This is a genomic window from Flagellimonas sp. ABD4_174, assembly GCF_056160185.1.
The window spans coordinates 2,072,165-2,086,613 of the sequence record NZ_JBSWWP010000001.1 but is presented as its reverse complement, the minus strand read 5'-3'; the positions used below and the strand labels follow the sequence as shown (position 1 = coordinate 2,086,613).

The 14,449-nt window shown below is 39.8% G+C and carries 15 protein-coding genes; 8 read left to right on the top strand and 7 right to left on the bottom strand.

Annotation, left to right across the window (positions count from 1 at the left end; genetic code table 11):
- Positions 1-17: 17 nt before the first annotated feature.
- On the top strand, positions 18-698 hold the full coding sequence (locus ACXAFK_RS09205; RefSeq protein ID WP_474957543.1) for a DUF2461 domain-containing protein: 681 nt from the start codon (positions 18-20) through the stop codon (positions 696-698).
- Here the strand turns inward: ACXAFK_RS09205 and ACXAFK_RS09200 are convergent.
- Positions 687-1,100, bottom strand: a complete 414-nt coding sequence (locus ACXAFK_RS09200; RefSeq protein WP_474957542.1) for a glyoxalase — start codon at positions 1,098-1,100, stop codon at positions 687-689. The two genes, ACXAFK_RS09205 and ACXAFK_RS09200, sit on opposite strands and share 12 nt — an antisense overlap.
- A 367-nt stretch (positions 1,101-1,467) precedes the next feature.
- Here ACXAFK_RS09200 and ACXAFK_RS09195 point away from each other — a divergent pair, with 367 nt between their 5' ends.
- Positions 1,468-1,887 (top strand): acyl-CoA thioesterase, encoded by a 420-nt coding sequence (locus ACXAFK_RS09195; RefSeq protein WP_224836922.1) that lies wholly within the window; start codon positions 1,468-1,470, stop codon positions 1,885-1,887.
- Here the strand turns inward: ACXAFK_RS09195 and ACXAFK_RS09190 are convergent.
- Complete coding sequence (locus tag ACXAFK_RS09190) at positions 1,884-3,176, bottom strand: dipeptidase (protein ID WP_338195137.1); 1,293 nt, start codon at positions 3,174-3,176, stop codon at positions 1,884-1,886. The genes ACXAFK_RS09195 and ACXAFK_RS09190 overlap by 4 nt on opposite strands.
- 131 nt (positions 3,177-3,307) lie before the next feature.
- Between ACXAFK_RS09190 and ACXAFK_RS09185 the strand changes: the two genes are divergently transcribed.
- Together ACXAFK_RS09185 and ACXAFK_RS09180 are read left to right on the top strand one after the other, a co-directional pair.
- Complete coding sequence (locus ACXAFK_RS09185; RefSeq protein ID WP_474957541.1) at positions 3,308-4,090, top strand: hypothetical protein; 783 nt, start codon at positions 3,308-3,310, stop codon at positions 4,088-4,090.
- A gap of 11 nt (positions 4,091-4,101) precedes the next feature.
- Positions 4,102-4,461, top strand: a complete 360-nt coding sequence (locus ACXAFK_RS09180; RefSeq protein WP_474957540.1) for a hypothetical protein — start codon at positions 4,102-4,104, stop codon at positions 4,459-4,461.
- A gap of 406 nt (positions 4,462-4,867) precedes the next feature.
- Here the strand turns inward: ACXAFK_RS09180 and ACXAFK_RS09175 are convergent, their stop codons facing one another.
- Positions 4,868-5,731 (bottom strand): sigma-70 family RNA polymerase sigma factor, encoded by an 864-nt coding sequence (locus ACXAFK_RS09175; RefSeq protein ID WP_224836918.1) that lies wholly within the window; start codon positions 5,729-5,731, stop codon positions 4,868-4,870.
- A gap of 246 nt (positions 5,732-5,977) precedes the next feature.
- Between ACXAFK_RS09175 and ACXAFK_RS09170 the strand changes: the two genes are divergently transcribed.
- From ACXAFK_RS09170 to ACXAFK_RS09160, 3 genes are all read left to right on the top strand, one after another.
- Positions 5,978-7,489 carry a DEAD/DEAH box helicase gene (locus ACXAFK_RS09170; RefSeq protein WP_338195144.1) on the top strand — a complete coding sequence of 504 codons (1,512 nt, stop codon included), beginning with the start codon at positions 5,978-5,980 and terminating at the stop codon, positions 7,487-7,489.
- Positions 7,490-7,568: 79 nt separating this feature from the next.
- Positions 7,569-8,807: a glycosyltransferase gene (locus ACXAFK_RS09165; protein WP_474957539.1), complete on the top strand. Its 1,239-nt coding sequence runs from the start codon at positions 7,569-7,571 to the stop codon at positions 8,805-8,807.
- 153 nt (positions 8,808-8,960) lie between these two features.
- The gene (locus tag ACXAFK_RS09160) at positions 8,961-9,590 is read left to right on the top strand and encodes an SDR family oxidoreductase (RefSeq protein WP_474957538.1); all 630 of its coding nucleotides are present in this window, start codon (positions 8,961-8,963) and stop codon (positions 9,588-9,590) included.
- A gap of 27 nt (positions 9,591-9,617) precedes the next feature.
- On the opposite strand, the gene ACXAFK_RS09155 is transcribed toward ACXAFK_RS09160, so the two are convergent.
- From ACXAFK_RS09155 to ACXAFK_RS09145, 3 genes are all read right to left on the bottom strand, one after another.
- Entirely contained in the window at positions 9,618-11,300 is a 1,683-nt protein-coding gene (locus ACXAFK_RS09155) for an N-acyl-D-amino-acid deacylase family protein (protein ID WP_474957537.1), read from the bottom strand.
- 104 nt (positions 11,301-11,404) lie between these two features.
- Positions 11,405-12,028: a class I SAM-dependent methyltransferase gene (locus ACXAFK_RS09150; protein WP_474957536.1), complete on the bottom strand. Its 624-nt coding sequence runs from the start codon at positions 12,026-12,028 to the stop codon at positions 11,405-11,407.
- Between the two features lie 59 nt (positions 12,029-12,087).
- Complete coding sequence (locus ACXAFK_RS09145) at positions 12,088-12,702, bottom strand: hypothetical protein (RefSeq protein WP_293295228.1); 615 nt, start codon at positions 12,700-12,702, stop codon at positions 12,088-12,090.
- A gap of 378 nt (positions 12,703-13,080) precedes the next feature.
- Between ACXAFK_RS09145 and ACXAFK_RS09140 the strand changes: the two genes are divergently transcribed.
- Positions 13,081-13,404, top strand: coding sequence for a hypothetical protein (locus tag ACXAFK_RS09140; RefSeq protein WP_474957535.1), 324 nt, complete (start codon positions 13,081-13,083; stop codon positions 13,402-13,404).
- Between the two features lie 57 nt (positions 13,405-13,461).
- Here ACXAFK_RS09140 and ACXAFK_RS09135 read toward each other — a convergent pair whose 3' ends face one another.
- Complete coding sequence (locus ACXAFK_RS09135; protein WP_474957534.1) at positions 13,462-14,400, bottom strand: DUF5694 domain-containing protein; 939 nt, start codon at positions 14,398-14,400, stop codon at positions 13,462-13,464.
- Positions 14,401-14,449: the final 49 nt, after the last annotated feature.

Here is a 14,449-nt window from a genome sequence, read left to right as displayed (position 1 = left end):
TAACATATTATAATTTTATGAGCTCGAACATAACGATTTCCAAGGATTCCCTTGACTTTTTAAATGAATTGAAAAAAAACAACAACCGCGAATGGTTCGAGGCCAACAAGACTACTTTTAAAAAGCATGAAGCTCAGGTAAAGGCATTTTTTGAAGCCGTTAAAGACAATCTGAACCAGCACGACGAAATCGAGAAAATGAAGATGTTCCGAATTTATAGGGATGTTCGCTTTTCTAAGGACAAAACTCCATATAAGAGTCATTTTGCAGGCTCTTTTTCCCGTTTGGGCGCTCATTTAAGGGGCGGTTATTATCTACATATAAAACCAGGGGAATCACTCATGGCCGCAGGTTTTTGGGCCCCCAACAAAGAAGATCTATTTCGCATACGGAAAGAACTGGAATTGGATGCCTCGGAATTTAGGGACACCATAAACCAAAAACAATTGAAAACCGTTTGGGGAGACCTAAGTGGGGACGAGTTAAAAACTGCCCCAAAAGGTTTCGAAAAGGAACACCCCGACATAGACCTAATTAGAAAAAAGCAATTTGTTTTTGTGCGAAATCTATCGGACAGTGAAGTTTTATCCGCGTCATTTATGGAAGAAGTGGACAATTCCTTTAGGGCCATTAGACCCTATTTTGATTTAATGAGCGATATCCTCACTACCAACTTGAACGGAGAATCAATCTTGTAACAGCGTCTCCGCCTCCAAAAGTTGGATTTGATCCTTAAGACGTTCCACCACCATATGCATCATTCGCTTGTTCAAGGCAGAGGAATTGGTAATATAGTCCCTGTATTCTTCTACCGTGAACTGACCTATTATCATACCTTTTAGGGAATTCCTGAACTTGATGTCCTTTTGGATGGCCCGCTCAATGTATTGAAGTTTTTTCTCTAAGGAAAGATCGTAAAAAACACCTTTGTGCTTGTTCGCATAATTCTTGAACGCTTCTACCAATAAATAGTTCTGGAGTTTTAAAACAGGGCGGAGGGTCTTGTTCTGGAAATGCTCATCAAAACCCATTTGATTGTTAAAATGTGACTCGGAAATACTCGGACGAATGTCCAATCGGCGGTCGGATTCTAAATCCATGGCTGTGATTTTTAATAAAATTACAGAATGAATCGCCCTGCACATTTAATAATCGCAATAGTTGTCAACGATGTTATGAACAGCCCGGCTTGGGCACAGATTCATGGTCTTAGTAACCTGGAAAACAATGCTTTCAGCATTTAAAACATGATTGAATCCAATCCGAATTTCATATTCACACGAAAAATAAGGTTAAACTAGTTAGATTGATCAAGTTTAAAATCTTTGGGTACAATATTTAGTTACTCATTACCAGGGTCGATCAAATTATTTCAATTTCGTAATTCGCATCAATTAAAGAAGTTAAGAGTACCTTTCTTAGGGCTATTGCCCTAACTTTGTGGTCTAAAACATTAAATTCATTGCTATGCGATTTCACACTAGAAAATGGGTCAAGCCAGAGGATTTAAATGCCAACGGAACACTTTTCGGAGGAAAGGTGCTAGCCTGGGTAGATGAAGAAGCTGCGCTTTACAGTATAATTCAGCTCGAAAACAAAAAAGTAGTCACCAAGTACATGTCCGAAATTAACTTTATGAGCACGGCACGGGAAGGTGACATTGTAGAAATAGGGATAGAAGTAATAAAATTCGGGGTCACCTCGATTTCTTTAAACTGCGAAGTTAGAAACAAGATGACCCACGAAAGTATTGTTACGGTCGACAATATAATTATGGTCAACCTGGATGAAAACGGCAATCCCAAACCCCATGGCAAAACAAAGATTGAATATGTAAAAGATCGTTTGGCCAAAAAGGAAAAGGAAGAACAAAATGCCGCTTCTTAGTTCATTGATTCGGCTACTGCTTGCACCTCGTCCAGCACCCTTAGCAGATTTCCACCCCACAATTGGGCTATCTCTGCTTCGGTATAACCTCTTTTGACCAATTCAAGGGTTACATTAAAGGTTTCAGAGGCATCTGACCAGCCTTCGATACCACCACCACCATCAAAATCGGAACTAATGCCCACATGGTCTATTCCGATAAGATCGACCATATAATCTATGTGGTCCACAAAATCTGAAACGTTAACGGCCGGTGGGGCGTTGGAATCGTCTTTTGCCAATTCTTCCCCAATATTCATCACTTTCCTGTAGTTGGCAAAGAATTCTTTACGTTGATCGGGAGTCAATGTAGAAAATTGGGAACGTTCGTACCAGGCAATTTCCAAGGAATCCGCCACTTTTTTGTAAACGTCCTTCATATATGCGGCACGAGCTTCGTGTTTTTCTGTATTTAAATAAGAGCTAAATGCAACGGTCTGCACCACACCTCCGTTTTCCTTCATCAGCATTAGCTGCTCGTCGTCCAAGTTACGGCTATGATCGCACAACGCTCTTGCAGACGAATGCGAAGCTATGATGGGAGCTTTGGTCAACTCGATCATTTGTTTCATGGCCTCTTTGGAAGGGTGGGACACATCGATCATAATGCCCACGCGGTTCATTTCGGCAACGGCTTGTTTACCGAGTTCACTTAATCCATTGTGGAGCCATACACTATCTTTTTCTCCTGTATTGGAATCGCTGAACTGGCTGTGCCCATTATGCGAAAGGGAAATATAACGTGCTCCACGCTTTTGATATTCTTCGATCAAGGCAAGGTCCTCACCGATCGGGTAGGCATTCTCTACGCCGATCATGGCCACTTTTTTACCGGACGCTACAATTCTCCTTACATCGTCGGAGTTTAAGGCCAATTCTATTTGGTCCGGGGCAATATCTTCACAAAGCCTATGTATGGCATCAAATTTGGCCATGGCATTGTCCGCCGCCTTCGCATAGCCATCAGATGTCAGTTCGTCCTGCCCGGTATACACGATCAAGAAAACGGCATCCAATCCACCTTCTTCCATTTTTGGAAGGTTTATCTGGGTCTCCAGTCGTTGTGTGTAATTAATACTATCGGTAAAGTTTTGGACGTTTATGTCGTCATGGGTGTCGATTGTAATTACTGAATCGTGGATTCTCTGTGCTTTTTCTTCCAAAGTTTCAGTTTTTTCGGTTTTCTGATTTTTTTTCTCTCCGCAAGAGATCAATAAGGTAATACTAAGGAATAGATAAAAATATTTCATGGTCGGTTAATTTATACATACAAATAACGCAATTTGACAACAAAATCCGAATACTACGGAACAATTAATTGTATTCCCTTGGTTTTATCAAGATTTTTAGAAGGATTAATAACCACTTTTACATCAGTACTTTGGGAACACGGGAATTGTTAACGTATTTGGAAAAACTTGAAATAGGATTAAGCTCTTTTTCTTACGAAGAGCTAGGTGTTGTTGAAGCGGGCGAACTCAAAAAATCTTTTGAGATGTTCAAATTTGGACTGGAAAGCAAAGTTTTTGGTATTTCCGAAATGAGACAGCTCGAGAACATCTACAAAAAGGTTGGAATCCAAAGTGTTGATACCAGAGAAGCCGAAAGCTATGATAAAAGTAAATTTTTAAAGCTAATGGCGGCCTTGGAAGGTACAAGTTTGACCGAGGAACAACTTCAAATTATAAATGACCTTAAAGTTATGATGAAAATTGAGCAGGATGGATCCCCCCGAAATACAGGGGAAGCTCCTAACCAAGTATCCCGCGACTTTGAATTCATAGAGAAAAGCCTGAAAGCAGGATTTGCCTCCCAAAATATAGACTTAAAACCCGTTTTGGAGGATTGTATGGGCCAAATGGAACTATTGGAAGAACTGGTCCGTATGTTCAAGCTCAATATTTTGGAGTTTATCGGCAGCGCCAAAACCAATTTAATGTGCGAAAACTTTAATGCACTGGAACTGACCTGCCAAAAAATTATGCCTTCGTTGCGTATGATGCAGACAACCGGACTTTTGGAGGTCACACAACAAATTTCCAGGCTTTGCAAAACAGACCAAGACAAAAAACACCTTTCGTTTCTATATGATCAATTTTTGAAAGAATACCCCAATGTACAGGAACAAATAGATTTTGAAATGGAACTGTTCCGTACAATGTAACATGGACAAAAATGGAAAGCAAAGATCTTCCAAAATATTTACAAAGTATTTTTTATCCTTTGTTCAAACACGCAAAGGATTTGGAATGTAAGCTTATGCTTTTGGACGAAATGTTGGAAATAGGGGACAAAAAGGAAATTCCATTGCTCACAGAGCTGGAATCCCACAAAAACCCCCAGATAAGCAATAAAGCATTTGAAATAAAGGTCGCCCTCCAATCCAAGTTGGGCCTAATGACAGATACTGAACGCAGGAGATTGCCCATGAACCTTTGTTTTATTTATGATGAATTCAACATAAGACCCAGTAAAGTGGACAAGGAACTGGACTTTGAAATTGAACTCGACTTATTGAATATGAAGAAAGAATAGGGTTTCACCACCCAATGTGGAATTTTCACCACATTCTATCTTTTATAAATAATCTTTAAAATGATTTAACGTTATACTTAAAACCCCGACAAATTAACCAAAGATTACCATGTTATACGATACCTACGGAGAAGAATACTTGGCATTTTTACAAGAACTCAACGAAATTTTGAGCGTAAACCAACTTGCCGAACTGGATTACCTATAAACCAATACCCCAAAACTGTTCAAAATGAAGAACCACAACAAAGAAAACACCGCTTACTTGAATTTTATTCAAGATTTGAAAGACATGCTCACTGATTTTGATATTAGTCTATTAAGCAAATCCTAAAAGTTTAAGTAAATATCATAAAAAAGGGGATGTACAAAAACATCCCCTTTTTTATTTATAACATATACCTACCTATCCCAAATAAGATTTTAAAATTTTGCTTTTGGAAGTATGTCTTAATTTTCTAATGGCCTTTTCCCGGATTTGCCGCACACGTTCTCGGGTAAGGTCAAACGTGCTGCCTATTTCCTCCAAGGTCATGGAAGGTTGGTCTCCAATACCGTAGTACAACCTCACCACATCCGCCTCTCTTGGCGAAAGTGTATCCAATGCCCTGTTGATCTCTGTATTTAGACTTTGGTGCATTAGGCTCCTGTCCGGTTTAGGAGAATCACCGGCATTGAGCACATCATATAAATTTGAGGTTTCACCTTCCTTAAGGGGAGCATCCATGGAAACATGGCGTCCAGTATTTTTTAACGACTGTTTTACCTCGGATACCGTCATGTCCAGCTCCTTGGCAATTTCTTCTGGAGATGGTGGCCGCTCATGTGCCTGCTCCAGATAGGAAAACGTTTTTTTTATCTTGTTGATCGACCCAATTTTGTTCAATGGCAAACGAACCACTCGAGATTGTTCGGCCAAAGCTTGTAAAATAGACTGCCTGATCCACCATACCGCGTAGGAAATAAATTTAAAGCCGCGGGTCTCATCAAAACGCTTGGCTGCTTTAACGAGCCCAACATTACCTTCGTTGATCAGGTCGGGCAGTTTAAGACCTTGGTTTTGGTATTGCTTGGCCACAGAAACAACAAACCTAAGGTTGGCATTGGTCAGTTTTTCTAAAGCAGCTTGGTCTCCGGCCCTTATCTTTTGTGCCAACTCAACTTCTTCCTGTGCAGTTATAAGATCAATCTTACTAATGTCCTGCAAGTATTTGTCAAGTGATTTGGATTCCCGGTTCGTGACCTGCTTAATGATTTTTAGCTGCCTCATTCGTATTTATGGTTTTGTAAGTGTTATAAGCTTTCATTATACGTTTTTATGTCCGATTTTCCAAGTACAAAATGTTATTGTTATCAAAATGTTATCAGTCAACAGGAGTAACAATGTAGAAAGTTCCCTAAAACTTGATTGTTGATACTATTTTGATAGAAAAGCACCCAAGTGTTGGTCTCAAGCACAAAAAACCCCTAATTTTGTAGGGTTTTTTATTTAAGAATCCCTAATGCCCTTTTCCCTTTGGAAGTAAACAAAACCATCAAGAAGAAAACTTTATACGGATACCAGGAAGAAGACCTGAACAAAATATTCACACAATTGGACAAGCTTCCGGAAGGCACCAATATCCTCTATCAATTGCCCACCGGGGGTGGTAAGACCGTTGTGTTTTCCGAAATTACACGCCGATTTATCCAACAGACCGGTAAAAAAGTAATGGTTCTTACCCATCGAATAGAACTGAGCAAGCAAACTTCCAAAATGCTAAAAGGCTTTGGTGTGGCCAATAAAGTCATCAACAGTGAGGTAAAGGAGCTTTACGACCAAGACGACTACATGTGCTTTGTGGCCATGGTGGAGACTTTGAACAATCGTTTGCAAGAGGAAAAGGTAAAGATCAACAATATCGGCCTGGTAATTATAGACGAGGCCCATTACAATTCGTTTAGAAAACTCTTCAAATATTTTGAAAAGTCCACCATTTTGGGAGTTACCGCAACACCGCTCAGTTCCAACATAAAACTCCCCATGAAGGACAATTACAAACATTTGATCATTGGGGAATCCATACAATCGCTGATCAGTAAAAATTTCTTGGCCAAAGCCAATCTCTACAATTACGATGTTAGTCTAAAAACATTGAAACTGGGTATCAACGGGGACTATACCGTAAAATCTTCGGACGAGTTCTATAGTGCTCACAGCATGCTGGGCAAATTGCTTACGGCATACGAAGAAATTGCCAAGGGCACCAAGACCCTGATTTTCAACAATGGTATCAATACATCGCTTTATGTGTACGAAACTTTTAAAAAGGCAGGATATAATGTAAGGCATTTGGACAATAAAAATACGGCTACCGAACGAAAAGAAATTCTGGAATGGTTCGCTGAGACCCCAGATGCCATATTGACCTCGGTGAGTATTTTGACCACAGGTTTTGATGAGCCTACGGTAGAGAGCATTATTCTGAACAGGGCCACACGTTCGCTTACCCTTTATTTTCAAATGATCGGAAGAGGTTCCAGGGTACTCCCCAACAAGAGCGAGTTCAACGTAATCGACATGGGTAACAATATTGCTCGTTTTGGACCTTGGGATGCGCCTGTGGATTGGCAAGAAATCTTCCACTTCCCAGATTTCTATTTGGAGAACATAAAAAATGATGAAGAAATAGAACGGGATTTTGTTTATGAAATGCCAGATGATCTTCGAGCCAAATTCAGCAAATCCGATAATATTACCTTCAATGTAAAAGAAGAGTATAAAAAAATATTTGCGCAAGGCAAAAAATCCAAACTTGTACTGGAAAAAAGTATCGAACAACATGCCCAGATCTGTGTAGAGAACAGCGAAGATGTTTTCGATGCACGGATTTTGGCCAAAGAGTTGAAAGACGAGATCCAGTATCGCGTAAAGCAATATTCGTATTGCATTATGAACAATACCAAAAACTACAAAGAGTGGTTGGAGGAAGATTATGAGCGTAAACTGCGTTCCAGCATTTCTAAAATGTTCGCCGCAAAAATGTAAGGGCAGGGTATTGGCCGGATTGTTTGGCCCTGTTTGCAATATCTGGGCCCTTGTGATCCTAACGTAATACATTTATTATATGCCCAAAAAGCTCCTAGTTATTGGTTATGTATGGCCCGAACCGAACACCACGGCGGCCGGATGCCGTATGCAGCAATTGCTGAATGCCTTTTTGGAGCTTGGATACCGGATTACCTTTGCGAGCACTGCTGTAAAAACCGAGTATAGCTTGGACCTGAAGCCATGGGGCATTAAAGAAGCAACTATTGCCCTGAACCATTCCAGTTTCGATGATTTTGTAAAACAGCTTGCGCCCGATCTGGTAATGTTCGATCGTTTTATGGTGGAAGAACAATTTGGTTGGCGCGTAGCGGAATTTGCCCCGAATGCCGTCCGAATTTTGAACACCGAAGACTTACATGGACTTCGAAAGGCCAGGGAAGAGGCCCATAAAAAGGATGTACGGTTTAAACTACTCGACTGGAAAAACCACCCGGTCACTTTACGAGAATTGGCCAGTATGTACCGGTGCGACCTTAGTTTGATTATCTCCACCTTCGAAATGCGAATTTTGCGGGAGCATATTAAGTTTCCAGCAGAGCTGCTGTTCCATTTACCGTTTATGGTCGAAGTTTCCAAAAACCATAAAGACACATTGCCCACATTTGCCGAGAGAAATGACTTTGTTAGTATCGGGAACGGAAAACATGCCCCTAATGTTGATGCCATAAAACTGTTGAAACAGGAAATATGGCCACACATCCGCAAAAATTTACCAGAAGCTCAATTACGGGTCTATGGTGCTTATTTGCCACAGCAAATTAAGGAGATGCACCATCCCAAATCTGGTTTTTTTATTGATGGGTGGGTAGAGAATGCCGACTTGGTTCTAGAAAATTCTAGGATATTATTGGCACCGCTCCGCTTTGGCGCAGGTATTAAAGGAAAACTTTTGGATGGCATGAAAACGGGAACCCCTACGGTTACCACAACTATAGGTGCCGAAGGCATGTATGGCGACCAGCATTGGAACGGGGTTATTTCCGACAACTGGAACGATTTTGCAAATGCTGCCGTGAAATTATACCAAAACAAATTAGAGTGGGAAAGGGCCCAAAAAAATGGATTTGCCTTACTGGAATCCAACTACAATAAAACTAAATCAACCAAACAGTTTAAAGCCCTATTGGATAATCTGATTCATAATCTGGAAAATCATCGAACCGAAAATTTTATAGGGAGGTTACTTCAGCATCAAACTTTAACGAGCTCCAAATACATGGCTAAATGGATAGAGGAGAAGAATAAGAAAGTTTGACCTTTATTCTTTACATCCACAACCTGGTTAGATAAAAAAGTACATTTCTGTAAACGCCATCAAACCGAAAATCATATTGTTAAAGTATTGTTTACGGCCGTTAAAGTACGTTAATCCCCATGGTCGGTTGCCCAGTATTTTTATTTTATGGGTATGGAAAAAATATTAGTAGCAGGTGCGACCGGCACCACTGGAGAAAAAATCATAAAATTATTGAAATCGAACGAAAAATATCAACCTATCGCCATGGTTCGTAATGAGGATCAAAGAATGCGATTTGAATCCCAGGGCATTGAGACCGTAATGGGTGATTTGGCCAAGGATGTCTCCAAAACGACCAAGGAAATCGATAAAGTTATTTTTGCTGCAGGCTCCAAAGGAAAGGATGTGGTAAATGTAGATCAAGAGGGAGCAAAGAGACTGATCGATGCCGCAAAAAAGGAGCGAGTGAACAAATTTGTAATGCTGAGTTCCATGGGCGTGGACAATCCTCGTGGAGACCTTAAAGAATATTTGCAGGCCAAACAGAATGCTGACCAGTATCTGGATATAAGCGGTCTGACCTTTACCATTGTTAGACCTGGTTCGCTAACCAATAATGAGGGTATCGGAAAAATAAAACTCGCAAACAAACTACAGGAACATGGCACTATTCCACGATGGGATGTCGCCAGGACCTTGGTACAAAGTCTGGATGACAAAATTGCCAAAAATCAAGCCTTTGAGATTTTAACCGGTGAAACCCGTATTGAGGAAGCCGTTGAACAGCTCGAAATGGCATAATTTACTTGCTTGTAGGTTTTGTAAATGTTAGTTCCCGGTATATCCCGGGCCACGAACTACCATTCCTGGCAATTCACCGGTATGTTCGCCATCTTTAAGAACCTGGGTGCCATTTACAAACACATGTTTTACACCTTCAGCATATTGATGGGGGTCTTCGAATGTGGCTTTATCGTTTATGGCCTCCGGGTCGAACAAAACCACATCGGCATAATTGCCGCGTTCAAGACTTCCCCTTTTCTCTATTTTTAAATTGCCCGCTGGGTATTTGGATAATTTATGCACTGCTTCTTCCAAGGGAATCACTTTTTCATCACGTACATATTTACCCAACAATCGGGCTACATTTCCATAGGCCCTGGGATGGGTGCTCGATCTTAAGAACACTCCTTCTGTGGCCATTGACCGTGCATCGGAACCAAAGCTCATCCAAGGTAGGGCTATTTGTTTTTTTACATTTTCTTCCGACATTAGAAAATAAATGGTGCTAACGCTACTGCCATCTTCCACCACTAAATCCATTGCGGTCTCCTCGGGCGATGTACCTCTCATTTCTGCAACTTCTTTAAGTGATTTTCCAGTTAAGTATTTTAGGGAATCCGCATTGAACCCGACCAAGAGAATTTTTGAGGGATCTCCCGCAGCCTGCATTAGACTCTCCCATTTGTCCGTAGGTTCGATCATTTCTTGTTTTACCCTTTTTCTTATCTCGGGGTCCTGTAACCTTTCGGCCCATTTATCATAACCTCCTTCTTGCACCCATGGTGGCATGGAGGCATCCAGTCCTGTAGATCCGGCTATATAATTGTACATATTGGCGGTAATATGCAATCCCGCTGCATTAGCGGAATCCACTTTGGCCACTACCTCATCAAATTTATGCCAGTTATCCTTGCCACTTTGTTTAAGATGATAAATTTCGGCCCTGATACCTGCTTCATCCGCTATTCGAATCAATTCATCCAAACTTTCCAACAAACGTGGTCCTTCGCTTCGCATATGGCTAATGTACATACCATCATATTCTGCAGCTACTTTGGAGAGTTCTATCAATTCTTCGGTACTGGAATAAAAGGCTGGGGCATAGATCAGTGAAGTGCCAACACCCAAAGCACCTTCTTCCATGGCTTGCCCGACCATAAGTTTCATATTATCAAGTTCTTGCGGGGTAGGAGCACGGTCCTCATATCCAACCGTATGAATTCGCAAAGTAGTTGCCCCGACAAAGGAGGCCACGTTAGGTGATACCCCTTTGTTTGTCAAAAATTCCAAATACTCGCCCAAGGTGTTCCATTCAATGTCATATTTAATGTCGCCTTGTTTTTCCTCTTCCTGTTTCTTCATGGATTCGGAAAGTGGTCCCATAGACCAACCTTCTCCAAATATTTCCAAGGTCACGCCTTGCTTAATTCCTCCCATTGACCGTCCATCCTCAATCAATGTTTCGCCTGCCCAGCTCAGCATATTTATAAACCCTGGGGCAACGGCCAGTCCTGTTGCATCGATTTCCTGAGTTCCTTTGGCAGAGCTTAAATTACCTATTGCGGCAATGGTGTCTGCATTAATGCCAAGGTCACCAATATATGATGGCTTACCTGAACCGTCCACGATTTGTCCGTTTTTAATTAAAACATCAAAGTTTTGAGGCTGCGAACATTGGGTGAAGAGAAAAATAAGCGGTAAAAATGTAAAATACTTGAGGTTTTTCATGGTTTGGTGGATTAATAAGCTAACCAAGTTAGGCTATTTTATACCGCAAACCAAAACAGCTGGTTTGTTGCAAGATATAGTAAAAAAGACATGCGTTTCGGAGATTATCGCTTTCTTCCCAAAAAACGTATTACGGAACCTGTGCCCACATGGCTGTCACCTTCGTTAAGTTCGATAGTTGTTTTTTTAAGTTCCAAAATTTCATAGTCCTGAAAATCGGATGTTAACTCTTCCAGTGAAAATAAGGAATCCAAGTCCATTGGTCCGCCTACGTGAGGGTTTTTATTTCTGAATTTTAGGTGGTCCTTGCTAAAGGCTTCAAAAATGATCGTTCCTCCTTTTTTTAGATATGTGTGCAATAATCTGTGGTAATTGGAACGGATATTGGGCGGGAAGTGTGCATATATCAACGCTATGGCATCAAATTGTTCCGGTTTATAGTCCAACACTTCCAATTCTCCAATTTTATAGTCAATGGAAACTTGCTTTTGTTCAGCCAGTTGGGTCGCTTTTTGTTTTCCCACCTCACTTATATCAAAAGCGAAAACATCCCAGCCCAATTGTGCAGCATACACTGCATTGCGGCCTTCTCCCTCGGCAGGGAAAAGTATGGTTCCTGTATTAAGTTGATCGAGCTTATTTTTAAGGTATAGGTTTGGTTCTGTTCCATAGGCATAGCTTTTTTTGCTGTAGCGTGAATTCCATTTATTAAGCCATTGGTTTTCCATAAGTAATTTTATCTATCCATGATAAAATTACACCAATTGAACAATCTTTGGAAGTACGGCTAGTTGCTATTTCTAATCCCTGTTTTCTCTCGGGGCGTTATGTGGCCCGAACTTGTGTATAAGATTAGGCTATCCCCTAAAGGGGATAAAACTTTTGTTATGGTTTCCGAGCTATATTTCATGCCACCGCTGGTCATCATGGTAAATTGAACGGGGACATAGTATGGAAATATGCCGCGAGCATACTCGTGGGTTGCGGTATAACTATCGGGTATTCGGATTTTATAGAGATAAGAATTGGAATACTCCAAAAACGTTTTTTCTATTACAGTTCCTAGTGCCAAGGATTTCCCATCTCGTAGCTGTATCAATTTAAAAGTATCTTTTGAATCAAGTTCAAAATTATATTCATCGTTGTAAAGCGAATATCCATTGTTTATAGAGTATTGTATTTTACGATTGGATGTTGGCCTAAAATTATTTTCCAATTCTGGTGAAATACGCAAACCGCCGCTGGAATGCCCCACATAAACATGGGTCACATCAATAGGACCTATATATTGTAAAAAATAGGCATCTGGATTTATTTTTCGGGTCAACACCATATACCATAAACCGACTACACCTATAAAAAGTAAACCTAAATAAACCAACATTCTCCTAAACCGTTTCATGGAATCAAGATAGCTGGAAGTTTCTTGTTGTGACAATACAAATTGACGAATGCCAGGTTTGATCTTACGGATTAGTGTATTTGATTATTACGTTACTTTTTCCAACATTACACGTTCACTACGAGAAAACCAATCCAAGTACATCGGTTGGTGGATTGTTTCGATTCGGTTTCGCCTAATTTTCATAGAGGGTGTCAAAAGATTTCATAATTAAATTGAGTCGTATTTAAAGATAGGTTGTTTTGTTCTAACTAACTGAATATGAATCCATTTAGACAGAACAATCATTTAATATAAATAGGATGACCCAACTGATGATAATCATTTAATACACAAATGAAAACAAATAACTTTATAATCCGCTTTAAACATTAAGTCATGGAAAATCAAAATAAAAAATCAAAAAAACGGGTGTTCTGGGCATTGATCGTGCTTGCCTTAATAGTCGGTTTTATCGTTTACGGAATATTGAAGGATCAATTGGATCTAAAATTCTTGGTGTTCTTCTCAGGTGCGCCTTTTCTTTTGTTTATTACAGGGGTTTTTGGTGTATTATGGCCAAAAATCAAACCCGAGGGGGACGAAGTTTATATAAGTCATGCACTTATAATAGGACTACTTTTTATTGTGATGTTCTTTATCCATGTATGGATATTACTGCCTTTAATTTGTCCAAGATTTGCAGAGTGTCTGTCGATGTAGATGGTTTTTTCAACTCTAATAAAATGGTTTCAGTATAAATAAGTTGATTATTCTATTTTATAACTCATCGAACAAAATCACTTTAATATCCGGAAACTGCTCATTTAACTCCTTTTTTAATCCAACAATGTGAGCCGCACCAACAAAAAGTATACTTTTTCGAAAATTGTGTTCTTTTATCTGACTGCCCAAGTTATTGGCAAAACGTTTATTTCTTTGGTTGAAATAATCAATTGCCTTTTTGCATTTACAATTCTGCTGGTCTGCATATTTAAGGCCACTTAGACTATCGAGTAATTGTAAATGCTTCCATTTGTTGTTGACTCTTCCATATCTACCTACAATGGAGGGGAAAATTTCACGAGACACCAATTTCACGCCTATTCTTTTGCCCCGTTTTTCAAACCTGGTTCCCATAATTTCCTCCTCACATTTTTTCCAGTATTTATGAAATTCGCCATTAGTTTGCTGATCATCGGCAGCATAAACTTTTTTATGGTTTAATTTAAGTGCTAGTTTTCTTGTTAGTTCAGTATTTTCATGTCTCATTGATTTTTTATTACCGTTGGGGTAGTACTTTTCGAGATAATCATAATAGTAATAATTGGGAGAGTCAAGGTTATATAGAAAGTATTGTTTGATTTTCCTGAAATCCATATCGGATAATTCCCCAAAATCCTTTGAAATAAGAAAATTCAAGGAGTCCTTGTCGTAGTTGAAAGTTTCTCTTAATTTTCGGGAAGCACTAAAAAACTTTTGATGGTTCTTACTATATCCCTTTTGTAAATAGGCCCAGCTTAAGGAATCATTGGGCATTACTGTCTCCACAAATATAGCTTCGGGACCGTATTGGTAGGCTTCTTTAAAAAGGGGCCTGTAACTGTTCTTTACAATTTTTGGCACCACGTGCATAGTGCCCACCAAAACAATTTCTTGTTCTTGGGCATAGACGTTGAAAAAATTAAACAGTACTATAAAAAGTATTATATGTTTCATTTTATATTGAGGTAAAATAGATCAAAGAGTAAAAAACATGGACATTGCT